The 23701-nt window shown below is 36.1% G+C and carries 20 protein-coding genes; 12 read left to right on the top strand and 8 right to left on the bottom strand.

Features of this window, described 5'->3' with window-relative positions; translation table 11 throughout:
* Positions 1 to 13: 13 nt before the first annotated feature.
* Positions 14 to 628 (top strand): DUF4230 domain-containing protein, encoded by a 615-nt coding sequence (locus PBT91_RS14785; RefSeq protein WP_270059230.1) that lies wholly within the window; start codon positions 14 to 16, stop codon positions 626 to 628.
* Here PBT91_RS14785 and PBT91_RS14780 read toward each other — a convergent pair.
* The 3 genes from PBT91_RS14780 to PBT91_RS14770 form a co-directional block, all read right to left on the bottom strand.
* Positions 625 to 2385 (bottom strand): aromatic amino acid hydroxylase, encoded by a 1761-nt coding sequence (locus tag PBT91_RS14780; protein WP_270059229.1) that lies wholly within the window; start codon positions 2383 to 2385, stop codon positions 625 to 627. The genes PBT91_RS14785 and PBT91_RS14780 overlap by 4 nt on opposite strands.
* A gap of 134 nt (positions 2386 to 2519) precedes the next feature.
* The gene (locus PBT91_RS14775) at positions 2520 to 3059 is read right to left on the bottom strand and encodes a DUF4136 domain-containing protein (protein ID WP_270059228.1); all 540 of its coding nucleotides are present in this window, start codon (positions 3057 to 3059) and stop codon (positions 2520 to 2522) included.
* A gap of 183 nt (positions 3060 to 3242) precedes the next feature.
* Positions 3243 to 3410 carry a DUF5522 domain-containing protein gene (locus PBT91_RS14770; protein WP_270059227.1) on the bottom strand — a complete coding sequence of 56 codons (168 nt, stop codon included), beginning with the start codon at positions 3408 to 3410 and terminating at the stop codon, positions 3243 to 3245.
* A 33-nt stretch (positions 3411 to 3443) separates the two neighbouring features.
* On the opposite strand from PBT91_RS14770, the gene PBT91_RS14765 reads away from it, so the two are divergent.
* The 4 genes from PBT91_RS14765 to hemL are packed head-to-tail and all read left to right on the top strand — an operon-like array spanning position 3444 to position 6912.
* Entirely contained in the window at positions 3444 to 3770 is a 327-nt protein-coding gene (locus tag PBT91_RS14765; RefSeq protein ID WP_270059226.1) for a hypothetical protein, read from the top strand.
* Positions 3771 to 3809: 39 nt separating this feature from the next.
* Positions 3810 to 4769: a 1-aminocyclopropane-1-carboxylate deaminase/D-cysteine desulfhydrase gene (locus PBT91_RS14760; RefSeq protein WP_270059225.1), complete on the top strand. Its 960-nt coding sequence runs from the start codon at positions 3810 to 3812 to the stop codon at positions 4767 to 4769.
* Between the two features lies 1 nt (position 4770).
* Positions 4771 to 5595 (top strand): glucosaminidase domain-containing protein, encoded by an 825-nt coding sequence (locus PBT91_RS14755; protein ID WP_270059224.1) that lies wholly within the window; start codon positions 4771 to 4773, stop codon positions 5593 to 5595.
* A 24-nt stretch (positions 5596 to 5619) separates the two neighbouring features.
* On the top strand, positions 5620 to 6912 hold the full coding sequence (hemL, locus tag PBT91_RS14750; RefSeq protein WP_270059223.1) for a glutamate-1-semialdehyde 2,1-aminomutase: 1293 nt from the start codon (positions 5620 to 5622) through the stop codon (positions 6910 to 6912).
* 69 nt (positions 6913 to 6981) lie between these two features.
* Here hemL and PBT91_RS14745 read toward each other — a convergent pair whose 3' ends face one another.
* Positions 6982 to 7470 (bottom strand): PLDc N-terminal domain-containing protein, encoded by a 489-nt coding sequence (locus PBT91_RS14745; protein WP_270059222.1) that lies wholly within the window; start codon positions 7468 to 7470, stop codon positions 6982 to 6984.
* A gap of 452 nt (positions 7471 to 7922) precedes the next feature.
* The gene (locus PBT91_RS14740) at positions 7923 to 9434 is read right to left on the bottom strand and encodes a GH3 auxin-responsive promoter family protein (RefSeq protein ID WP_270059221.1); all 1512 of its coding nucleotides are present in this window, start codon (positions 9432 to 9434) and stop codon (positions 7923 to 7925) included.
* A 112-nt stretch (positions 9435 to 9546) separates the two neighbouring features.
* Between PBT91_RS14740 and PBT91_RS14735 the strand changes: the two genes are divergently transcribed.
* Genes PBT91_RS14735 through PBT91_RS14725 form a run of 3 tightly spaced genes read left to right on the top strand, consistent with a single transcriptional unit; the run spans position 9547 to position 11500 of the window.
* Positions 9547 to 10341: a DUF2797 domain-containing protein gene (locus PBT91_RS14735; RefSeq protein ID WP_270059220.1), complete on the top strand. Its 795-nt coding sequence runs from the start codon at positions 9547 to 9549 to the stop codon at positions 10339 to 10341.
* Between the two features lie 9 nt (positions 10342 to 10350).
* Positions 10351 to 10911, top strand: a complete 561-nt coding sequence (locus PBT91_RS14730) for a sugar O-acetyltransferase (RefSeq protein WP_270059219.1) — start codon at positions 10351 to 10353, stop codon at positions 10909 to 10911.
* Between the two features lie 31 nt (positions 10912 to 10942).
* Positions 10943 to 11500 carry a hypothetical protein gene (locus PBT91_RS14725; protein ID WP_270059218.1) on the top strand — a complete coding sequence of 186 codons (558 nt, stop codon included), beginning with the start codon at positions 10943 to 10945 and terminating at the stop codon, positions 11498 to 11500.
* Between the two features lie 67 nt (positions 11501 to 11567).
* Here PBT91_RS14725 and PBT91_RS14720 read toward each other — a convergent pair whose 3' ends face one another.
* On the bottom strand, positions 11568 to 14267 hold the full coding sequence (locus PBT91_RS14720; protein ID WP_270059217.1) for an AsmA family protein: 2700 nt from the start codon (positions 14265 to 14267) through the stop codon (positions 11568 to 11570).
* Positions 14268 to 14324: 57 nt separating this feature from the next.
* Positions 14325 to 15026, bottom strand: coding sequence for a queuosine precursor transporter (locus PBT91_RS14715; RefSeq protein WP_270059216.1), 702 nt, complete (start codon positions 15024 to 15026; stop codon positions 14325 to 14327).
* Positions 15027 to 15136: 110 nt separating this feature from the next.
* On the opposite strand from PBT91_RS14715, the gene folK reads away from it, so the two are divergent.
* Positions 15137 to 16264, top strand: a complete 1128-nt coding sequence (folK, locus tag PBT91_RS14710; RefSeq protein ID WP_270059215.1) for a 2-amino-4-hydroxy-6-hydroxymethyldihydropteridine diphosphokinase — start codon at positions 15137 to 15139, stop codon at positions 16262 to 16264.
* A 451-nt stretch (positions 16265 to 16715) separates the two neighbouring features.
* On the opposite strand, the gene PBT91_RS14705 is transcribed toward folK, so the two are convergent.
* On the bottom strand, positions 16716 to 17258 hold the full coding sequence (locus PBT91_RS14705; protein ID WP_270059214.1) for an RNA methyltransferase: 543 nt from the start codon (positions 17256 to 17258) through the stop codon (positions 16716 to 16718).
* Between the two features lie 250 nt (positions 17259 to 17508).
* On the opposite strand from PBT91_RS14705, the gene PBT91_RS14700 reads away from it, so the two are divergent.
* From PBT91_RS14700 to PBT91_RS14690, 3 genes are all read left to right on the top strand, one after another.
* A complete protein-coding gene (locus PBT91_RS14700; protein ID WP_270059213.1) occupies positions 17509 to 20757 on the top strand; it encodes a S41 family peptidase in 3249 nt (1082 codons plus the stop codon).
* A 126-nt stretch (positions 20758 to 20883) separates the two neighbouring features.
* Positions 20884 to 22713, top strand: a complete 1830-nt coding sequence (locus tag PBT91_RS14695; RefSeq protein ID WP_270059212.1) for an ABC transporter ATP-binding protein — start codon at positions 20884 to 20886, stop codon at positions 22711 to 22713.
* Positions 22714 to 22788: 75 nt separating this feature from the next.
* A complete protein-coding gene (locus tag PBT91_RS14690; RefSeq protein ID WP_270059211.1) occupies positions 22789 to 23700 on the top strand; it encodes an alpha/beta hydrolase in 912 nt (303 codons plus the stop codon).
* Position 23701 lies beyond the last annotated feature (1 nt).

Raw genomic sequence — 23701 nt, 5'->3', positions numbered from 1 at the left:
TAATTTTTATACAATGAAAAAGTTCCTGTTAGGAGCGGTTGCTGTTTTACTTATCGTTTTTGGATATCGCTTTTATAAGAATCTGCAAAATGAGCGTGAAGTATTAGAGCAAAACTCTAAGCTTATTCAGGAACAAATTAAAAATGTAGGTAAACTTGTGGTTACCGAAGGTAATTTCTCTCAGGTTTGGTCGTATAAAGATTCAAAAAAGTTTTATTTAGATGTGTTTTCAGCAAGAAAGAAAGCACTAATTGTTGTGAATGCAAAAGTAACGGTAAGCTATGATCTAAGTCAGCTTGAAACCGAGATCGACCAGGAAAATAAGCGTGTTATTATAAAAAGTATCCCAAAGCAAGAACTAAATATTTATCCAGATATTCAATATTATGATGTTACACAAGATTATCTAAATCAGTTTGACGCTTCAGATCACAATAAGATTAAAAAGAAGGTGACCGCTTCTTTAAAGAAAAAAATAGAGGCTTCCAGTATTAAGACGAACGCTCAAAACAGGTTGGTGAGCGAATTGTCCAAAATCTATATTTTAACAAATACCATGGGCTGGACCTTAGAATATAATGACATGCCGGTAACATCTCAAAATGATTTACAGGATATCAAACTTTAGATTTTAGGAGCCATTTTATTTTTAGCCATAGCAATTCCATCTTCTATCAGATGAGCGATTTTAGGTCTTTTTTGCTGAAGTTTTTCTAAATGATCTTTACTTATTTTGGCTAATTCTGGATCATGCGCTAGCGCCAATTCATAAATTTCAGTAATTAATAACCAATCGTCCTGGTGGTCTTTTTTAAGAATATCGAATGCAGCCTGAATGCTAAATTTTGTATTTTTTCCTTCTCTAAAATGGCGTACAGCTTCGTATAAGCCTTCGAGTTCTTTTTGTTTTGAAGTCTTTTCTGTTTTAATTGAATTTGAGCTTGTTTTATGGGTAACTAAATCGAAAGAATGATGATCTGCCGGTCCTGCAAATGCCGATACTATTTCTTTGCCTACAGCCATATCGTATCTTCCCCATTCCGGTTTAAATAAAACTTGATCTTCATACTTTACAGTACAATTTCTAAAGCTTATAAGAACTATTTTTCCTTGTAGGTTTCTGGTTCCTGTAATTATTTCGCCGTTTACAATAATACCACCTTCAAATTCTAGCTCAATATTTTCTCCTTCGTAAATTTTATAGGCTTTTAAGTCACGCGGACTCATATCTTCAATGGCTAAATTGATACCTTTTAATTTTCCGATCGGCGAGCCAAAACCTTCGGGATGTGATTTTGTACCATGTCCAATCAATTCTTTTTCTCTAGAAGCAAGTGCTGTTTTTCCTTTCGTTTGAATATAAATTGGTTTTCCTTCAAATTCGATCACATTTTCAAAGTTCCCTGAAACCTGCAAGCCGGTACTAAATTCGATAGTGCCCAAACCTTTTGAATCTATCAATTTTTTAATTCCGCTTAAGCCACCTTTTCTAAGCGCCATTTTATTAGCGAATTCCTCTAAAACCAGGCTTAAATGTGCAAAATCTGGAGTTACATACAACTGCGGTTGTGGCTTTGTAATATCAAATTCCTGATGCATAGCTTCGATCGAATAAGGGATTTTTTTTATATTCTCAGTCATGCACGACTTGCTTTCGCCAATCGACGATAATAAACCGGCACCATAAATCTTTGGATTTTCAGGAGTTCCTATCAGCCCGTATTCTACTGTCCACCAGTGTAAGTTTCTAATGAGCGCCATTTCACTCGGCTCTACATTTTTGTCCTGCAGCTCACCAACAAGTTTTTCAATAGCAGCTATTTCTTTAAGCGGAGTTCCTTCAGCTTCTTTTAAAATAGAAAGTTTTCTAATAGCTTCGTAAACTTCGTAATCATGAGCGCTTGAAATTGCTTTGCATCCAATTTCTCCAAAACGCCTTAAATATTCGGCATATTCTGGATTAGCTATAATTGGTGCATGCCCGGCGCCTTCATGAATAATATCGGGTGCAGGAGTGTACTCGATATTTTCCAGTTGCCTGATGTCGCTAGCAATTACCAAAACATTAAACGCCTGAAATTCCATAAATGCAGCCGGCGGTATAAAACCATCTACCGCAACCGCTGCCCAGCCAATTTCTTTTAAGATTCGATTCATCCCGTACATATTTGGAATATGATCTATAGAAATTCCAGTTTGCTCGAGTCCGTCTAAATAAGATTTGTGCGCCACCTTGCTAAGGTACGCTACATTTTTGCGCATAACATATCGCCACACCGCCTGATTGATAGGTGTATAGTCTTCATAATTTTGTGGTTTAATGTATTGCTGAAGATGCTTTGGTAAACGTTCTAAAATTTCATTAGACTCAATTGAATTATGCATAAAGTTGTAGCGTATTTTAGTATTGAATATACGAAATTTTAAAAGAAATAAGTTGAATGTAAAAAATATGGCAATAAAAAAAGCCTTTCGTAGGAAAGGCTAAATTTAATTTTTGAAAGTTGTAAAATGTTCTTTTATTCCTCAGATCCGGGAGGATATTTTTCTAGGATTTTAGAAACAATCTCATTTATTCTTTCCTGTTTTTTACTCACTTTTTCAGCAAGAGCAGCAGTACCCATTCCCTGCCAAACCAATTCTTTAGTTTCAGCATCAATAAGATCAATATATAAAGTTCCGTCGCTAGTTCTATTTACTGTATTGAATCCTGTATTCCAATACCATGGAGACCATCCCCAACCATAACCCCATCCAGGATTATTTTGATAAATATTTATATTCTCATGTGTCTTAGTGAAAATACTTACTAAAAGATCTGGACTTTGTGATTTTTCGAAGCCTTTTTCATTCATGGAAGCTTCAATAGCTCGCATAATACGTTTTTTATCAAGATCAGATATTTCAGCTTTATCAACCCCCGGCTTAAAAAAAGCGAAAGAGCTGTAAGAATTAAAATTGGCTTCACGATCATAATCAGAGGCTACTCTCACACTGCTACAAGAAGTGAAGAAAATGGCCAAAAGCAACAACACAGGAGTAAATTTTAGAACTTTCATAGGTGTTATATTTTATAATTTATAAAATGCTAAGCAAGTATGCTAAACACTTGTTAGACTGTTTTGTAATCTCAAATATCATGCCGAATTAATCTATTTTATCTATTCTAAAAATCACTATATCTATCTATACGAATAAGCTACCATCTCTTACAATTATATAAAACAGCCATCACTAATGTTTTATTGAGAATTAGTCTTTTTATCATAGCCGTAAGGGCAATGCCGGCAACCACTCTCACAACAATAGCCTCTTTTAAGATGATATTGCTCTGTGAAACATTTGTAACCTTCTGGCGTTAAATAATAGTCGCCATCTTCTAAAGGTATTTTTTTTCTTGAAAAACTCATGAAAACAAATTTACAATTCTTAACTTGAAGAAAATGATTTTGATCAATAAACATATTCTGGGTAAAAACTTTATTGCGGTCGCCATTTGGCCCGTGATCTTTGTGAAATCTGCTAAATACAAAGAAGATGATTTATTAGTGAATCACGAGAAAATTCACTTACGCCAGCAATTGGAGCTTTTAGTTGTTTTCTTTTATATTTTTTATGCTGCGGAATTTCTTTTTGGCTGGATAAAATATAAAAATGCGATGAAGGCCTATCAAAATATCAGTTTTGAGGTTGAAGCCTATACAAACGAAAAAGATGAAGATTATCTTGAAACCAGAAAGCCATTTTCCTTCCTAAAATATTATCGCTAAAATCTTTGTTCCAATTTTCGCCTTTCTCATCTTTGCAATATGAATGCTTCGGAAAACATCGAATCGATATTCCATAGAAAAGAACCTGTTTTTTCTCGAAACGACTTTATTACAAAGTTTGAAGATAAGAATATTGAAGTCTGGTTAAAACGTGAAGATCTACTGCATCCCGAGGTTTCAGGGAATAAATTCAGAAAGCTGAAATACAATGTTCTAGAAGCGAAAAGACTTCAAAAAAAACGAATTTTGACTTTTGGTGGTGCATTTTCTAATCATATTGCCGCTACGGCTGCAGCCGGAAGAATTCATAATATTCCTACAATAGGGGTGATTCGTGGGGAAGAGCTGAGAAAAGACCTTCAAAAAACGCTAAAATCAAATCCTACTTTAAAGTTTGCTTCACAAAATGGGATGCAATTTCACTTTATTGCAAGAGAAGATTTCCGAAGAAAAAATGATCCTGATTTTATCGAATCTCTTTATGCTGAATTCGGAGATTTTTATTTGGTTCCCGAAGGCGGAACAAACAAGTTTGCTATACAAGGTTGTGAAGAGATTTTAAGTGAAGAAGATAAGAATTTCGATTTTATTTGTGTTGCGGCAGGAACCGGTGGAACGGCTTCAGGATTGATAAATGCTTCAGCTGAAAACCAAAATGTTCTGGCTTTTTCAGCATTAAAAGGGGATTTTTTAAAATATGAAATTGGCCGTTTCAGCAATAAAAAAAACTGGACACTCGTTAGCGATGAGTATTTTGGTGGTTATGCTAAAATAAATGAAGAGCTGGTAAGTTTTATTAATGAATTTAAGACCGAGTTTGCAATTCAGCTTGATCCCATTTACACCGGCAAGATGATGTTTAGTGTTTTTGAGATGATCAAAAAAAATCGAGTTCCTGAAAATTCCCGTATTTTAGCGGTGCATACGGGCGGTTTGCAGGGGATTGCAGGGATGAACCGGCGATTGGAAAAAAAGAAAATGAGTTTAATTATTGTATAATATGAGGTTGAAACCTTATTTAGTTTTAGTGGTATTTGCACTTTTTATGGCTTCCTGCGGAAGTAAAAAAAAGGTGACTACACGTAAAAACCGAAAAGATAGAAATGAAGCGGTGATTAATAACCGTAATCAGGGAAATAGAAATACCGAAACTCCGGCTGAAATTGTGGATGCTGAAACCATGCCCGTGAGAACCTACGATTTTACGGTAGAAAATTATATTGCAGATTATGCGCCTATAGCACAGCAGGAAATGCATTTATATAAAGTACCTGCAAGCATCACTTTGGCCCAAGGGATTTTAGAATCTGGCTCTGGGAAAGGCAGATTAGCACAACAAGCCAATAACCATTTTGGGATTAAGTGCCACGACTGGCAAGGCGATAAAATTTATCACGACGACGATCGCAATCAGGAATGTTTTAGAAAATATAGACATCCAAAATATTCTTTTAGAGACCATTCATTATTCTTAGCAGAGCGTCGGCGCTACGCCGAACTTTTTGATCTTGATCAAGACGATTACAAAGGCTGGGCAAAAGGTTTACGCCAGGCCGGTTATGCTACAGATCGTCGTTACCCGCAAAAGCTTGTAGATTTAATAGAACGTTACGAGCTATATCGCTATGATGCGGAAGTTTTAGATCGTCCTTCTCCTAATTATACAACCGAATTTGAAGCGAAAGGCGATAGCTATATCGTTAAAAAAGGAGATACTTTATATTCTATTTCAAAACGCTATAATACCACTGTAGAAGAAATTAAAAGTTTAAATAATTTAACTGGCACCAATATTGAAATTGGACAAGTTTTATTAGTAAAATAACGACCATAAGAAAATTGCAATTATATGATTTATCAAAGAAGTAGTGCCTTATTTGCTGAAGCCAAAAAAGTGATTCCGGGCGGAGTAAACTCGCCGGTTAGAGCTTTTAAAGCAGTAGGAGGAGATCCTGTTTTTATTGAAAAAGCAGAAGGGGCTTATATTTATGATGAAGACGGAAATAAATTAATCGATTATATCAATTCCTGGGGACCAATGATTCTTGGCCATGCGCACAAACCTGTGGTTGATGCCGTGATCGAAAAAGCCAAAAAAGGAACTTCTTTTGGAACTCCGACCGAGATTGAAACCAAAATAGCCGAATTAGCGGTAAAAATGGTTCCTAATATCGATAAAATCAGAATGGTAAATTCGGGTACCGAAGCTTGTATGAGTGCGGTTAGATTGGCCAGAGGTTTTACCGGGAAAGAGAAAATCATCAAATTTGCCGGTTGTTATCACGGGCATAGCGATTCTTTTTTGATTCAGGCTGGGAGTGGAGCGATGACTTTTGGTACGCCAAATAGTCCGGGAGTTACCCAGGGAACAGCTAAAGATACTTTGCTAGCCGCTTATAATGATTTGGATGGTGTAAAGCAGATTGCTGAACAAAATAAAGATGAAATTGCCTGCATTATCGTAGAACCTGTTCCAGGAAATATGGGATGCATTCCTCCGGCTGAAGGATTTTTGGAAGGTTTGAGAAAGCTTTGCGATGAAACCGGAATTTTACTGATTTTTGATGAAGTGATGACCGGTTTTAGGTTAGCCGCAGGAGGTGTTCAGGAACGATTAGGGATCAACGCAGATATTGTTTGTTTTGGGAAAGTAATTGGCGGTGGTTTGCCAGTAGGTGCATTTGCTGCGCGAAATGAAATTATGGATTATTTGGCTCCGGTTGGGCCGGTGTATCAGGCAGGAACTTTAAGTGGAAATCCACTTGCTATGGCTGCAGGATTAGCCATGTTAACCGAATTGTCTGAGAATCCTGAAATTTTTAAAAGCATTGATAAAAAAACCGAATATCTTCATGAAGGAATGGAGAAGGTATTGAAAGAAAACGGAGTAAAACATACCATTAACCGCGTAGGTTCGATGATCTCTGTTCATTTTTCTGAAGATGCGGTAAGCGATTTTGCTACTTCTGCGGAAGCTGCAAAAAATGGAAAATTCAATACTTTTTTCCACGGAATGTTAGAAAACGGAATTTATATCGCACCGAGTGCTTTTGAAACTTGGTTTATAAGTGAAGCTTTAAGCTATGAAGATCTTGATAAAACGATCGCAGCGGTAGATAAAGTAACTAAAGATTTCGATTAATATCGATTTTATATAAATTCAACCGGCATTTTGATTTTTCAGAATGCCGGTTTTTTTGTTTTCAGATTATCATCTTCGTTTCGTAGTAAGATAAATAATAGGTCCAAAGAAAGGAACGAGTATTGAAATCATAGCGTATAGGATTTTTTCTAAATCTCCAGCTGTAGATTTAATGACCTTTCTTAATGAAATCCATAATAATATAATGTGAGTAAGTAAGAGGATGGGAACAAGAAGATTAAAAAGTTGCCCTAATAATATTCCTGTATTAGTAACATTTGTATTATACGTGATATCTATATTTTCTTGCTTAGAGTGTAAATTATCTATAAATTCTTCGATATTATCTATTTCGCTAGCCTTAAGTTTATAAGGTACCTTTTCTGAAGTATAAACTAATATGTCTTCACGATCTTCGATTACCACTTTCTCGATTTCTTCGGAAGGTAAAATTTCTTCGTTAAATTCAGTAAATGATATTTCTTTAGAATCTTTACCGCATCCAACTGATATTAGGCAAATTAAAACTGGAATAAGAAATAGTAAGGATTTTCGCATATTTTGTTGTTTCAGATAATTCACGGTTACAGATGATATTTAAAAGCTAATATAGAAAATGGGTGAGTCTTAAAGCTTTTCATTTGAAAATCATCATTTTGAATTATAGCAATCCATTATCAGAGAAAAAAACTAGAATATTATATATTCGAACTTTGCCGGAAGATTTATTCTTTCCTTCAACTTTTAAATCCAAAATTGAATGTCTGCAATAAGTCATAATGAGGTGTGGTTAATATGAGCTTCATTCAGGGTCTTATCACTTTAATTTGCTTTACAATATAATATGAGATTCCGGATCAAGTCCGGAACGACAATAATTTAAAATTAGTTGAAGGCCGCTCGCTGAGAACTAAAAGCTAAAAACTCTTCTAATAATCGCTAATTGTTTATTGAATATTCAAGAAAACTGCTTACTGATAACTGTAAAAAGTGAACTGTTAAATAATCGTCTACATCATCCCTAGCAATTCCTCCACATAATCTCTAGAATTCGATAATCGCGGTATTTTATGTTGTCCACCTAGTTTACCATTTTTCTTCAACCAATCGTGAAATAACTTTTCTCTTGCTACATGAATCTTAGGCGCATTAAGTGTCATATTTAAATAGCGCTTCGCCTCGTAATCACTATTTACTTGTTGTAATGCCTGGTCTAGATCTTCATTAAATTCCGACATCGATTTTGGCGGATGCTTAAACTCGATAATCCACTCGTGCGCTCCTTTTTCTTTACCTTCCATAAAAACCGGGGCGGCAGTGTAATCTACGATCTCGCAATTGTTGGTAAGCGATGCTTTTTTTAGTGCAGTTTCAGCATTTTCTATAATCAATTCTTCACCAAAAACGTTAATGTGATGTTTTGTTCTTCCAGATACTTTTATACGATAAGGACTGGTAGAGGTAAAACGAACCGTGTCGCCAATTTTATAGCGCCATAAACCTGCATTGGTTGTAATAACGATGGCGTAATTTTTACCAATTTCAACTTCAGAAAGTGGTATAATTTCTTCCTCATTGCTTCCGTAGGTATGCATAGGAATAAACTCATAGAATATTCCGTAGTCCAACATTAACAGCAAATCTTTGTTATCATTTTGATCCTGGCAGGCAAAAAATCCTTCTGAAGCATTATAAATTTCGTAATATCTAAAATCTTCGTTAGGTAAGATTTTTTGATACTGAGCTGCATAAGGATCAAAGCTAACACCACCGTGAAAATAAACTTCAATATTGCGCCAAACTTCAAAAATGCTTTCCTTACCGGTATGTTCTAAAACATTATTTAGTAAAACCAGCATCCATGAAGGAACTCCGGCAAGACTGGTTACGTTTTCTTTGATAGTTTCTCGCACAATCGCATCCATTTTAGTTTCCCAATCGTGCATCAAAGAAACTTCGTTACTTGGTGTGCTACTAAACTCGGCCCAAAATGGCATATTATCGATAAGAATGGCCGAAAGATCTCCAAAACTTGTTCCGTTTTCTTTGTAGATTTCTTTACTTCCGCCTAAGCGTAAACTTTTTCCTGTGAAAAATTGAGAGCCGGGATTATTGTTTAAATACATGCAAAGCAAATCTTTACCAGCGGCATAATGGCAATGTTCTAAAGAATCCTCACTTACTGGGATAAATTTACTTTTAGCGTTTGTAGTTCCACTAGATTTTGCAAACCATTTTATAGGAGTTGGCCAAAAAATGTTATTTTCTCCTAACCGGCTTCTTTCAATAGCTTCATAATAATTTTCGTAAGAATGTAAAGGAACACGAGAAGCGAAATCCTTATAGGATTTGATTTCAGAAAAGGCATATTTTCTACCAATCTCTGTGTTTTTAGCTTTATAAATTAGTCCTTTTAAAAGCTCATCCTGTACATCGTGAGGATATTTTATAAATAATTCCATCTGGTGAATACGCTTCTTAAGAAACCATGAAGCAATGGAATTTACTAATGGAATTGGCATTTATTTATTATATATTTATCAACTCTTTGCAGAGCTTTTTGGTTGGTAGGTTAAAAATAACCGAAACTTTGAAGCCTGCAAAAACGCATCAGTTAAAAATAATGAAAAAGATATGAGATACGAGGGTGTGCTCACCAAAATGAAAACAGAACTGTTGGAAAATGTAGAATATTATCTAGATTTTGAGAACGATTTTTTAAATATGAATCAACTTCTAGAGAAAAACTTAAGTTTAAATTTTCTACGTTTTCAATGCCTTAATTGTGGGCAACAAAAGAAAATTTTTAGACAGGGTTTTTGTTATGATTGTTTTAGCTCGATTCCGCAAGCCGGGGAATGGATCATGAAGCCAGAACTAAGTAAAGCACATTTAGATCTGGAAGATCGAGATTTAGAATATGAAAAAAGAGTGCAACTAACACCGCATATTGTGTATTTAGCAAATTCGAGTAATGTAAAAGTAGGCGTGACTCGTAAAACTCAGGTGCCCACACGATGGATCGATCAGGGAGCACACGAAGCAATTGAAATTGTAGAAGTTCCTAACAGGTATTTGGCCGGGATTACAGAAATCGCTCTAAAAGCCCATGTTTCTGATAAAACAAACTGGCGAAAAATGCTTACCAATGATATTTTAGATTTAAATCTGGAAGAAGAGCGAGAAAAATTGAAAGATTTTATTCCTGAAGAAGCCAAAGCCTATTATTTAGCCGATCAAAAAGAAACCGAAATTAAGTTTCCTGTGAAGCAATTTTCACCAAAAATTAAAACGCTGAATCTTACAAAATCTCCATTTTATCAGGGTAAATTAATGGGGATAAAAGGTCAATATTTATTATTTGAAGACGGAACTGCTTTTAACGTTAGAGCCCATGAAGGTTTTGTCGTAGAACTTAAAGTCGCTTAAAACCAAAGTATGAAATCACAAAAAGAGAAAATGCTTTCTGGTGAATTATATTTTGCCGGTGATGACGAGCTAACGAAGGAGCGTATGAGAGCTCGGGAGCTGATAAAAAAGTATAATTCTCTTCCTGAGGATCAAGCGGAAAAATTAACTGCTATTTTAAGGGATTTGATTCCTAATGGTGGGAGAGAATTAGTTGTTCAGCCGCCTTTTTTTTGTGATTACGGATATAATATCAAAACTGGAGATCAGGTTTACTTCAATTTTAATTGTGTAATTTTGGATGGGATGGAAGTTAGCATTGGCTCGCGCAGCATGTTTGGGCCTAATGTGCAAATCTATACTGCATCGCATCCTTTAAACGCGAAAGAAAGAGCTTCGCTTTTAGAATTTTCTAAAGCCATAGCCATAGGAGAAGATGTTTGGATTGGTGGAAACGTTACTATCTGTCCCGGTGTGAAAATCGGAAATCGTGCAGTTATTGGTGCCGGAAGCGTGGTAACTAAAGATATTCCTGATGATGTTTTTGCTGCCGGAAATCCTTGCAAAGTAATTAAGAAAATAGAACACTAATTTTTGCTGTTTACACTAATAAATAAGATTTATGCTAAAATTATCGAATCTTGTCTTGTTATTATTTGCAACTTCTGTGCTTTTTGGACAGGAAATAGAACATCCACAAAAAAAGTATTCTGAAGACTCCAAAATGGAAGTCGTTAATCTATTGAAGAGTGCAAATGCAGAAGATCAGGTCGCTCTATTTGTAGAAGATCAATTTATAGGGAATCAGGTTTTGTACCCAACTTTAAATCCTGATAATATTAAGAGTGTCGAAGTCGAGAAGGAACCTTTTGTATTAGATAGTATTCATTTTGATGGTAAAATAATTATTACCTATAAAGACGAATATCAACCTGAGTATGTCTCGGTAAAGAAACTTATCTTAGAACAAACAGAAATTGATCTACCAATTGTCGTACAAATCGATAAAGAAGTGCTAGATCTCGATTATGCTATGTATAAGGTGGATAAAAATTTTATACTGAAGCTAACTTTAGAAGAAATACCAACTTCCAAGGAAGGGCATAAAATTGTATTGGCAAAGTTTATTACAAAAACACCAGCTAATATTGTTGAAGCAAATAACATACATATTAAATAAAAACCACTTAGATTTTTTAAAATCCAAGCGGTTTTTATTTTTTTACTCATTACTCACTAATCACTAACTACTGCGCAGTATCTTTCTTTTTCTTATTTCTGTTAAGTAATCCTCCTAAAATAGATTTTGCCGCATCTTCTATTTTTTTCTCCTGAGTTTTTGTGGTGTCTACAGTTTTCGCAGGTTTTGCTGTACCAGTACTATCTGTAGTGGCTGTATTATCCTGTTTATTTTTTCCTAATTGTTTATTGATAAGATCATTTAAAGCATTGGTGCCTTTTTCTTTTAGCTTGTCTTTTTGTTCTTCAGCAATTTTTTGCGTTAAGCTAGTAATTGCCTGTTGCATATTCAGGTTGATCTTTGGACTTTGGAACGTTCCGTTTAAACCTACCGGAATTTCAACCTTTGTATTTTCAAGGCTCGATCCGCTAAGTTTGCTTAACGTACTGCTTACTTGGTTTCCTAAATATTTTGCCGGAACATCCAGATCCAATTTATAGTTCATATTCATATCAAACCCGTGGCTACCCGAAATTTTTACCAGAATATCTTTAATCTTGAAATCGAAAGGTTGGATATTCACCGCACCATTATCAAAAGTTAATTTAGTTTTCAGATTACTCAAATCAATTTTATCTAAATCTATAAAATTAATTTGATCGTCTAATTTTGATAAAAGCGGCATTTTTTTAGAATCGATATCTGCCGTTAAAATTTGAGCCAGAGCATCCCCGGCTAAACTTGTTAATATTGGAGTTAGATCGTTATTGAGGTTACCGTTTAGTTTTAGGTTAGTCTGAATTTTTCCTTGTAGTGCATTAGCAATTGGCGCTAGGCCTTGCATTAACTCTAATCCATTGAAAGACTCAGCAATACTAATCGCATTCAAATCTAACGACATATCGAAAGTAGGCGTTGGTGTTTTGGTAGAAACATTTCCGTTTAGGGCAATTTTTCCGCCGAATATATCTGAAGTGATATTTTGCAGCGTAGCGGTTTCGTCACGAATAATCACTTTACCTTTTGCATTGGTAAGCTTCAAGTTATCGTATAAAATTTTGTTAGCATTAAAAGTAAGGGCTACGTCAAGAAAAGATGGGATTTTAATAGCTTCTTCGCCAGTGGCTACTTTTTCGGTTTTAGGCGTTTTAGCAGTATTTTCTTCGGAAGTTTCCGCAGGTTTCTCTTCGGTTTGTGCCACCATAAAATCGTTCACTGCAAAAGTATTCGATTTTACGTTGAAGTCTCCTTTTAATTTTTGATCGGTAAACAGGAATCCCATCAAATTCTGTATAGTTCCGTTTGCTTGGAGATCGGTTTGGCCGGTAATTAAATTTAATTCAGGAACTGAAACATTATCCTGAGCCAAGTTTACTTTAGCGCTTGATATATTTACTTCGTTCGGAATTTCCGGAGATTTATAACTAAAGTTTTTAATACTTGCCGTACCACTACTTTTTACATTCTGGTATTGTTCTTTTTCGATACTATTCATATCGAAATTGGCTGAAGCATCTACCGTTAAAATTCCGTTTAAATCTAAATTCATATCTAATGGATAGGCTTTATCGAGATTGGCTAAATTTAGCGTTCCGTCCAGATCAAGATCAACAAGCATATTGCCCATTAAGTTTTTTACACTTCCGTTAGCTGCAAAACGATCTTGATCGATTCTGAATTTTACATTGTTGAAGGTTAAATAGGTATCTTCTACAATTCCGGTTTCATTTAAAACCCGAAGATCAAGATTAATATCTTCTACACTTTTTGGTAAATCGGGATATTTAAATGAAGCATTATTTGAGGTTACTGAAATATCTAATTTCGGAATATAGGTGTCATTAGCAGTTCCTTTAATCATACCGTTTACCACAAAATCACCTTTAGTTTCAACATTTTCGATGTTTTTGGCGTAAACTTCTGGAATTACCGCCAAGAAGTTTTTAAAGTCAGATGAAGGTGTTTTGAATGTTAGATCGATATTGGTATCATCACCATCAACTTGTACAAAACCATCAAAAGTAAGTGGTAATTGATTGATTTTTGCTTCATTCTCTAGAAACGTATATTTCATATTTTCTAAATCCATTTGAAGCACAGCATCTAGTGCTACTTTATTTCGGTTTAAATAATTAATACTATCAAATTCGAAAGAAACTATGGCTTCAGTATCGGTATCTAATTCGGTTTGATCGAGAGAAAAATCTCCGGTTCCGCTATGGTTTAATTCTTCTAATTGTAAGGCCATTTTAGCGCCTTTATCGATATAATTTAATCGGGAATTATTGATTTCGTAATGTTGCAGGTCTAAAATTAATCCGCCTGTTGTATCTGCTGGAGTAGTTTTATTTGTTGCTGTAGTATCTACTTTTGCAATGTCGTAATTGGCTCTTCCCAAAGAGTCTACTAAAATATTTAGGTAAGCATTGTTGATTTTAAATTCATCAATTTTTTTAGCTTCATCATTGCCTTTAAAAAGTTCTTTAATGCTCATCTCTAATGTTAGCTCTTCAACATCAGCAAGTGTATCGCCTTCAAAAGGCGCATTATTTATAACGCTAACATCGCTAAGGACTACTGTGGCTTGTGGAAAACTTCGGAATAAACTTAAATCTAAATCTGCAAATTCTACTTTGGCGTTTACATTATCATTGATGGTTTTTTTGACGAAATCTTCAATTTGTGATGAAAATATAAATGGAGCTGCGATTAGTAATACTACAATCACCAGCAGTGTGATTCCTATAATTTTAAAAACTTTTTTCATAGTCAGATCAGTTTTTTAAGTCGTTTATGTAATGTGCTAAGTTTTGGTTAAACCTAGTTATTCTTCTAGTATAAGTTCTTCTCCTTCAGCTAATTTAAATCGTTTCCTGATGCCATAGACAGCAAGATATAGAAATGGTGTGTCGCAAATGGCTACAATTACTTTAAACAGAAATCCGCTAAGTAATAGAACACCAAATTTATCCCATTCAATTTTGTTAAAGCTACATAACAAAATAAGAACCGAAGCCGTATCTACAAACTGAGATAAGAATGTCGAGAAATTATTCCGAAGCCAAAGATGTTTTCCTTTAGTCAGTTTTTTCCAAAAATGAAAAAGCTGAATATCGATATATTGGGCAAATAGATATGCAAGCATCGAAGCTATCACAGCAATGGCGGTAGCGCCAAAAACTTTAGTGAAGAGCGCGTCTCCAATCGGTGACCAGTCGGTTGCCGGAACAGCATTTGCCGTGTAAATAATCAGTAAAGAAAAGAGCGATGCAAAAATTCCTGCAGTAACTACTTGGTTGGCTTTTTTCTTCCCGTACACTTCGCTAATAATATCAGTGATCAAAAAAGTGACTGGATAAGGTAAAATACCCACTGAAATTTCAAATTTGTAAATCCCGAAAAAATCCCAACTAAAAAATTTTTGAAATATTAAATTAGAAACTACCAGGGATGCAATAAACAAAGACGCTAAAATCAAATAAAATCGATACGCTGTTAGTTTATCTTTAAGCTTCAATTTGGCCAAATTATTTTTTTAAAAGACTTCCTCGCAAAATTAAGGGTATGTGCTTTTGTTTTGCTTAATTTGCTGTGAAATTATAGCAGATCCCTTATTAAAATTTTCTTAATTAAAGTTTGAAATCCCCTAAGATAGTACATATAGCGCTGGGAAGCAATGAAGGAGAGCGTTTTGAGATTTTACAAAATGCCGTAGGTAAGATTTTTGAAGAGATTGGTGAGATCGTTCAGATTTCTTCGGTTTATGAGACGCCAGCCTGGGGTTTTTCTGGAAATGCATTTCTTAATGCCTGTATTGCGGTTTCTACACGTTTTTCTGCGGAAGATGTGCTACGGAAGTTATTAGCGATCGAAGCTCATTTTGGAAGAAAAAGAAGTGATTCTAAAAATTACCAAAATCGAACTTTAGATCTGGATGTTTTACTGGTTGAAGATGAAGTTAGTGAAACTGAAATACTAACATTGCCGCATCCACAAATACAGAATCGACGTTTTGTATTGGAACCTTTAAATGATATAGCTGCGAACGAAACGCATCCGGTATTAAAAAAGAAAATTCAGCAATTATTATTGGAAGTAAAAGATGAAGCTAAATTAACTAAGATCGATGCAAAGCTAGAAACGCTAAAGATTGCGAATAAATTTAGTTCTTGTAATTACATTGCAGTTGAAGGTAATATTGGTGCCGGGAAAACCAGTTTCTCCACGATGGTTTCTCAGGATTTTAATGCGAAGTTGATTTTAGAACGTTTTAAAGACAATCCTTTTTTACCGAAATTCTACGAAGATCAGGAGCGTTATGCATTTTCTCTGGAAATGTCTTTTCTGGCCGATCGGTATCAACAGTTATCTGATGATCTTGCGCAATACGATTTGTTTAAAGACTTTGTGATTTCAGATTATGATGTTTTTAAATCGCTTATTTTTGCAAAAATTACCTTGGCAGAAGATGAATATTCACTCTACCAAAAGTTATTTCATCTGATGTATAAAGAGCTGGTAAAACCCGATTTGTACATTTATTTGTATCAAAATACCGAGCGTTTACTTCAGAATATAAAAAAACGAGGGCGGGAATACGAGCAGAATATTCAGCCCGATTATTTAATGAATATCAATAAAAGCTATCTCTCTTTTATAAAGTCTCAAACCAATATGAAAGTCCAGATTATCGATATTTCTGAACTGGATTTTGTAAACAACCGTAACGATTATTTGAAGCTGTTAGCGGAGATTGATTTGTAGATTACAGTTACCAATTTACAGTGGTCGTCTTTCCGTGCTTGATACGGAATCTCATTATGTTGGATGCGATGCTGAATCAAGTTCAGCATGACGAAGAAATAGGTTTATTTGGATTCATTCATTTTCTTTTTTCCATTGCCCAAAAAAGAAACAAAAAAGTCTAGGCTTACTAAACTTACTCTAAATTGTACGTTCGGAAGCTGAATTTTAGAAACTCGCTATCGCTCAGACAGCCTAAAATTAAGGCGCTTCTCTTACTTCCAATTTTACGCGTAATTTTCGATAGGTCGTTTCGTATACTACTTATAAATAGTAATTGTAAACTCAAAATTCATCATTCAGAATTCAAAATTTTTCATCCTGATTCCTGCATCTTGACTCTCTCGTTTTTTCTTTATTTCTGAAATCTCACATCTATAATCTCATCTCTAAGATCTAGCAGCGCAGCACTCTAATCTGCGGTTTTTAATTTTGAATAAAGATCCCAAAGAATCACTCCTGTACTCACCGAAATATTTAATGAATGTTTGCTTCCGGCTTGCGGAATTTCGATCACACCATCACTAGCCGAAACTACTTTTTGCTGTACGCCTTTTACTTCATTTCCAAAGATCACCGCGATTTTTTCACCAATTTCAGGTTTAAAGTTATTCAGTATTACCGCACCTTCTGCCTGCTCGATAGAAAATACTTTTACGTTATCTTCTTTCAGTTTTTCAACTAAAGCTAAAGTATCTTCAACATGTTCCCAAGTCACTGTTTCGGTAGCGCCAAGAGCAGTTTTCTGAATGTCTTTATGGGGTGGTTTAGCCGTGATTCCGCACAAATAAATTTTCTCGATCAAAAAAGCATCGGCAGTTCTAAAAACAGATCCAATATTATTCAGACTTCTGATATTGTCCAGAATAACGATGATAGGTGTTTTTTTAGCTTCTTTAAACTCTTCAACCGATTTACGATTTAGCTCGCTGTTTTTGATCTTTCTGTTCTTCATGCGGCAAAAATAAAAATAATTGTCGGCTTTAACTTATCTATCAATCATTCGAAACTTTCAGAATCGATAATTTAAAACCGATTTTATATGAAATTGGGTGCGACTCTTTACAATTTTAATAAATATGAAATGCTGTGAGAAACCGGACTTTAAGCCTTAAGCTCGTGGTGCTATCTCTATTTCAAAGCTCAGCTTTTTTTATGATCTTTGGAGATCATTCATTATTTAAGAAATATTCATCAAAAATTTTATGAAGAAATTACTCATTCCACTTTTTACAATCCTTTTGGGAATAGGACAAAGTTTTGCGCAGGTCACTCCAAAATGGATCCGGTACCAGTCGATTTCACCCAATGGGGGAACCATTGCTTTCACCTACAAAGGCAATTTATACACAGTTGCTGCTAGTGGTGGCGATGCCAAACAAATCACTTTTCATAAGGCACATGATTATATGCCGGTTTGGAGTAAGGACGGTAAACAAATCGCTTTTGCTTCAGACCGTTATGGGAATTTCGATGTTTTTGTGATGGATGCTTTAGGCGGCCCGGCAACACGGCTAACCTATCACAGCAACGATGAGCAACCCTTTAGTTTTTCCGCAGATAATCAGTCGGTTATTTTTGGTGCCGTTCGCCAGGATCTCGCAGAGCACCGCCAGTTCCCGGCCAGTTACCAACCCGAATTGTATAGCGTTCCTGTTACAGGAGGGCGTGTAGATCAGATTTTCACTATTCCGGCAGAGTATGTTCAGGTAAGTGACGATGGCAAAACAATGGTGTATCATGATAAAGTTGGTGGGGAGAACGAATGGCGTAAACACCATGTATCTTCGGTAACCCGGGATCTTTGGACTTATGATGTAGAGAACGATAAACACAGTATGATCACCTCGTTTAAAGGCGAAGATCGTCAGCCGGTTTTTGATAATACCGAAGAAAATTTATTTTACTTAAGTGAAGAAAGCGGCAATTTTAATGTTCATAAATTATCCTTGGAAAATCCCGAGAAAACCAAGCAATTAACCGATTTTGATGATTTTTCGGTTCGTTTTTTAAGCTATGGCAATGGAACTTTAGCTTTTGGGTACGATGGCGAATTATATACGATGAAAGAAGGACAGGCGCCCAAAAAAGTTGAGGTGACTATCAGAACGCAGCCTGTGGACAATAGTGATAATTATATTAGTATTAGAGACGGAGTGCAGGAAATGGAAGTTTCTCCAAACGGTAAAGAAATCGCTTTTGTAGCTCGCGGAGAGGTTTTTGTGACTTCTGTAGATGGCTCTTTAACCAAAAGAATTACCAATACGCCAAATCAGGAGCGTTTTGTGTCGTTTACACCCGATGGTAAATCGGTAGTGTATTCCAGCGAGCGTGATGGAAAATGGAATATTTATAAAACCGAAATTGTAAGAAAAGAGGAGCCTTTTTTCTATGCTTCAACCTTACTAAAAGAAGAGCCCGTTATCGAAGCTGAAACTGATAGTTACATCCCTAAATATTCTCCTGATGGTAAAAAGCTGGCGTATATTTCAGGAAGACGGACATTGCGTGTAAAAGATCTGGATTCAGGAAAAGAAATCGATCTTTTAACTCCTGAAGATCTATTTACCATGAGTGATGGCGATCAAAATTTTACGTGGAGCCCTGATAGTAAATGGATTTTGATGGATTGGGGGAAATTATTAAGTAATAATGAAGTGTTATTATTAGCCGCAGATGGTAGTAAGCGGGAAAATTTAACCGAAAGTGGTTACCAGGATTATTACCCAAAATGGGTAAACGACGGAAAGCAGATGTTGTGGTTTAGTAACCGAAACGGACTAAAAAGTTATGCCACCAGCGGAAGATCTGAAAGAGATGTGTATTCGATGTTTTTTACCCAGGAAGCTTATGATAAATTCAATATGTCTGAAGAAGATTATAAGCTGATGAAAGCTGTTGAAGAAGCTCAGAATGCGAAGAAAGACGAGGACAAAGAAGACGATAAAAAAGATAAAAAGAACAGGAAAGATAAGAAAGACGAAGAAGTTAAAGATTTGAAGTTCGATTGGGAAGGAATGAAAGAGAGAAAAAAACGCCTTACCACGCATTCCAGCAGTTTAAGCGATGCCGTACTTTCTAAAGATGGAGAGAAAATTTATTACCTATCAAGTTTTGAGGATAAAAACAATCTTTGGGAAACCAATCTTCGCACCGGTGAAACCAAAATGTCGGTAAAACTAAATTCCAGAGGCGGAAGTTTAGTTTGGGACAAAAAGCAGGAAAATCTTTATCTATTAAGTGGAGGGAATATTTCTAAAATCGATGTCGATAAAGAAAAGTCAGAAGCAATTAAGATTGCCGGCGATATGTATTACGATCAAGGTGCCGAAAGGGAAAAAATGTTCGATCATGTATATATAAGAACAAAGAATATTTTCTACGAACCCACATTTCACGGGAAAAACTGGGATTCGTTGTATGTGCAGTATAAAAAATACCTTCCGCATATAGGCAATTCGTATGAGTTTGCTGAAATGCTTTCTGAAATGTTAGGCGAACTGAATGTATCACATTCGGGCGCGCGTTATAGTAACCGAAGCGACGATGGCGACGAAACGGCTTCACTCGGGATTTTTATGGATTATGATTTTGAAGGTGCCGGAATTAAAATTACTGAAGTTATCAAAGGAGGACCTTTAGATAAAGCAGCTTACGATATCGAACCGGGAATGGTGATTACCGCTATTGATGGGGAAACCATAGAGAACGATCAGGACATTGCAAAATACCTAAATCACAAAGCCAACAAATTTGTGTTACTGGAAATAAAAGATCCTGAAGCTAAAGCACCAAAACAAATTACCATGAAACCTGTTTCTTTGGGGGAAGAGCGTAATTTGTTATACAGGCGTTTTGTAAGAATAAATCAAAAAGAGGTTGAGGAGAAAAGTAACGAAAAATTAGGTTACGTACATATCCCGGGAATGAGTGACGAGCCGTATCGTTCGATCTACGAAGATATGATGGGTAAATATTTTGAAACCGAAGGCGTAATTGTTGATACTCGTTTTAACGGTGGTGGAGATTTGGTAGCCGATCTTGCGGCGTTCTTTACCGGAACACCTTTTATCACTTATGAAACTGAAGCCAAAGTGGTGGGTGGCGAGCCAACATCACGATGGACAAAGCCTACACTTTCTTTATTTAACGAAAGTATGTATTCAGATGGGCATTGTTATGCCAGTGGGTATACCGATTTAAATATTGGTACAACTATCGGGATGCCGGTACCGGGAACTTGTAGTTTTGCTGGCTGGGAACGTTTAGCCGATGGTACGGTTTGGGGAGTCGTTCCTGTTAGCGCTAAAAATAAAGCCGGGGAATGGATGGAAAATAATCAAACTGAACCCGATATTATCGTAAAAAACATGCCGGGCGTGATTAGCGAAGGTCGCGACCAGCAGTTAGAAAAAGGTATCGAAGTTTTATTAGATCAGGTTACTGAAGAGTAATTCTCTATCAAATTCGAATTATAAAAGCTCCGAATTAATTTCTCGGGGCTTTTTTATTTCAATAAGTCTAGTAAGGTTTTTGTAAAATATCAGACCATTTTTGAGAACGTGTTAAAACCAAATCATTTGCCAAAACCAAAAAAGTCTTTAGAACCCAATAAGATCAATCTTAAAGAAAGTTTTGCTTCTTTAAAATTTGTACCGCGATTCTTCCAAGAGATAAGGAAAGTAAATCCGCCGTTGTTTTACGCCAATATTGGTAGCCGAATTTTAAGTGCGGTCATTCCTTTAGCCTTGCTATGGATAGGGAAGATCATTATCGATGAGGTGGTGTTACAAATCGATGCCGAAGTAAAAGACCTTTCCCGATTATGGATGTTTGTTGCTGCAGAATTTGGGTTGGCGATCTTATCAGATCTTTTGAGTCGAGGAGTTTCACTAACCGATGCTTTGCTTGGTGATCAATATTCGATAGATACTTCTGTAAAAATTATTGAAAAAACAGCCGAACTGAATCTCGATCAATTAGAAGATTCCGAGTTTTACGATAAACTTGAAAGAGCCCGTAGACAAACTACCGGAAGGGTTGGTTTAATGTCCAATATTCTTGCACAGGGCGAAGATCTAATCGTGATTTTATCGTTGCTTATCGGTGTAGTAGCTTTTGAGCCCTGGTTGATTATTTTGTTGGTAGTCTCAATTGTTCCTACTATTATAAATGAAATAAAATTTAGCGGCACCAGTTATTCTTTAGCCAGAAGCTGGACGCAGGAGCGCCGCGAACTTGATTATTTACGTTATGCTGGGGCAAGTGATGTGACGGCAAAAGAAGTGAAGTTATTCGGACTTTCGGGATATCTTGCGAATCGATTTAAGTCACTTTCAGATCAATATTACGTAGCGAATAAAAAACTGGCGAAAAAAAGAGCCGGTTGGGGTTCGGTGTTTAATGTGATTGGAACTTCTGCCTACTATGGTGCCTATTTACTCATCGTGTACAGAACGGTTCTAGGCGTTTTTAGTTTGGGTGATCTTACGTTTTTATCGGGGTCATTTAATCGCTTACGCTCAAAATTGCAGGGATTTTTCACTCGTTTTACGGCAATAACCGAAAGTGCGCTGTATCTTCAGGATTACTTTGAGTTTTTGGATCTTAAATACGAGGATGCCGTAATTGATGGTTTACCACTTCCCAGGGAAATTAAAAAAGGATTCCGTTTTAAAAATGTAGGCTTTAAATATCCAAAATCAGATAAATGGGTGGTTCGTAATATTAATTTTGAATTACTCGCCGGCGAAAAACTGGCTTTTGTGGGAGAGAATGGAGCCGGAAAGACCACGCTGATCAAACTGTTACTGCGCTTTTACGAACCGACTGAAGGAGAAATTTTACTGGAAGATATTCCGGTAAAGCAATATGATAAAACGCAATATCAGCAGTATTTCGGAGTCATTTTTCAGGATTTTGTAAAGTTTGAATTGACCCTTCGAGAAAATATCGCTATGGGCGATATTCGTGAAATCGACAATCAATTTAAATTAGATGTTGCAGCCGAAAAAAGTTTGGCAAATCAGGTAATCGATGATGTTCCAAAAGGATTAGATCAGCAATTAGGGAAACGATTTAAGCAGGGGAAAGACCTTTCTGGCGGGCAATGGCAAAAAATCGCAATTGCCAGAGCGTATATTAAAGATGCTGAGGTTTTGATTTTGGATGAACCAACTTCAGCCTTAGATGCGCGGGCAGAAACCGAAGCTTTCGATCGTTTTATAAATCTTACAGAAGGAAAAACCGCCGTGATCATTTCACACCGCTTTAGTACGGTACGAATTGCAGACCGAATTATGGTATTGAAAGATGGCGCAGTTCTGGAAATCGGCACCCACAAAGAATTAATGAGAAACGATAAACTATATGCCGAATTATTTAATCTTCAGGCAGCGGGATATCAATAGTTTTCGATTAAACTTCAGAAATGATATAGCGTGATAATAACATTTAATATCTTTATGCTAAATAATTCAATTCTAATGAAAATAATTAGCATTCTTTGCCTTTTCTTGAGTTTTTCGCTTTCGGCACAAATCCAAACTTTACCACTTTGGCCAGAAAATAAAATGCCCAATTATCAAAAATCTTCAGAAAAAGAAGAGATTAATGATGGTGATGTGGTTTGGATTTCGAAGGTGCAACAACCTACTTTAGAAGTTTATCTTCCGGTTAAACAAACCGCGACCGGCCAGGCGGTTTTGGTTTGTCCCGGTGGCGGTTATGCTGGCCTGGCTTACGATTGGGAAGGTACGCAGATTGCTAAATTTTTAAATACTAAAGGCATCGCAGCCGGAGTCTTGAAATATAGATTACCGGGTTCAGCTTCAGTAAAAGAAAATTTTAAAGCGCCACTGCAAGATGCACAACGTGGTATTCGATTGCTTCGCGCTAATGCTTCAGCATGGAATATTGATAAAAATAAAGTTGGTGTAATGGGCTTTTCTGCCGGTGGGCATTTAGCTTCGACTTTAGGAACGCATTTTCAGGAGGCATTTTATTCAGCAATAGATAGTATAGATTCTGAAGAAATTCGTCCAGACTTTATGATTTTAATTTATCCGGTAATTAACATGGATCCTGAAATTACACATCAGGGCTCACGCGAAAATTTACTGGGGAAAAATCCAAGTGCAGCATTAGAAATGCAGTTTTCTAACGATTTACAAGTAACCGAAAATACACCAACCACGTTTATTTTGCACGCAAGTGACGATGGCGCGGTGCCGGTTGAAAACAGTTTGCGGATGTATGCTGCGCTTCACAAAAATAATGTAAAAACAGAGATGCATATTTATCCTGAAGGAGGGCATGGTTTTGCGCTGGCTAACGGAAAGTATTATCTGGAAAATTGGAGCGAGCGATTAAGTGACTGGCTTAAAAAAATAGAGTAAA

Origin of the sequence: Zunongwangia sp. HGR-M22 (assembly GCF_027594425.1) — a bacterium.
Lineage (GTDB): Bacteria > Bacteroidota > Bacteroidia > Flavobacteriales > Flavobacteriaceae > Zunongwangia.
Note: the sequence above shows the minus strand (reverse complement) of the source record. Positions and strands in the feature narration are given on the sequence as shown.

Coding starts and splice junctions, on each gene's coding strand:
- PBT91_RS14785 (WP_270059230.1), top strand. CDS start 14: ATGAAAAAGTTCCTGTTAGGAGCGGTTGCTGTTTTACTTATCGTTTTT.
- PBT91_RS14780 (WP_270059229.1), bottom strand. CDS start 2,385: ATGCATAATTCAATTGAGTCTAATGAAATTTTAGAACGTTTACCAAAG.
- PBT91_RS14775 (WP_270059228.1), bottom strand. CDS start 3,059: ATGAAAGTTCTAAAATTTACTCCTGTGTTGTTGCTTTTGGCCATTTTC.
- PBT91_RS14770 (WP_270059227.1), bottom strand. CDS start 3,410: ATGAGTTTTTCAAGAAAAAAAATACCTTTAGAAGATGGCGACTATTAT.
- PBT91_RS14765 (WP_270059226.1), top strand. CDS start 3,444: ATGATTTTGATCAATAAACATATTCTGGGTAAAAACTTTATTGCGGTC.
- PBT91_RS14760 (WP_270059225.1), top strand. CDS start 3,810: ATGAATGCTTCGGAAAACATCGAATCGATATTCCATAGAAAAGAACCT.
- PBT91_RS14755 (WP_270059224.1), top strand. CDS start 4,771: ATGAGGTTGAAACCTTATTTAGTTTTAGTGGTATTTGCACTTTTTATG.
- hemL (WP_270059223.1), top strand. CDS start 5,620: ATGATTTATCAAAGAAGTAGTGCCTTATTTGCTGAAGCCAAAAAAGTG.
- PBT91_RS14745 (WP_270059222.1), bottom strand. CDS start 7,470: ATGCGAAAATCCTTACTATTTCTTATTCCAGTTTTAATTTGCCTAATA.
- PBT91_RS14740 (WP_270059221.1), bottom strand. CDS start 9,434: ATGCCAATTCCATTAGTAAATTCCATTGCTTCATGGTTTCTTAAGAAG.
- PBT91_RS14735 (WP_270059220.1), top strand. CDS start 9,547: ATGAGATACGAGGGTGTGCTCACCAAAATGAAAACAGAACTGTTGGAA.
- PBT91_RS14730 (WP_270059219.1), top strand. CDS start 10,351: ATGAAATCACAAAAAGAGAAAATGCTTTCTGGTGAATTATATTTTGCC.
- PBT91_RS14725 (WP_270059218.1), top strand. CDS start 10,943: ATGCTAAAATTATCGAATCTTGTCTTGTTATTATTTGCAACTTCTGTG.
- PBT91_RS14720 (WP_270059217.1), bottom strand. CDS start 14,267: ATGAAAAAAGTTTTTAAAATTATAGGAATCACACTGCTGGTGATTGTA.
- PBT91_RS14705 (WP_270059214.1), bottom strand. CDS start 17,258: ATGAAGAACAGAAAGATCAAAAACAGCGAGCTAAATCGTAAATCGGTT.
- PBT91_RS14700 (WP_270059213.1), top strand. CDS start 17,509: ATGAAGAAATTACTCATTCCACTTTTTACAATCCTTTTGGGAATAGGA.
- PBT91_RS14690 (WP_270059211.1), top strand. CDS start 22,789: ATGAAAATAATTAGCATTCTTTGCCTTTTCTTGAGTTTTTCGCTTTCG.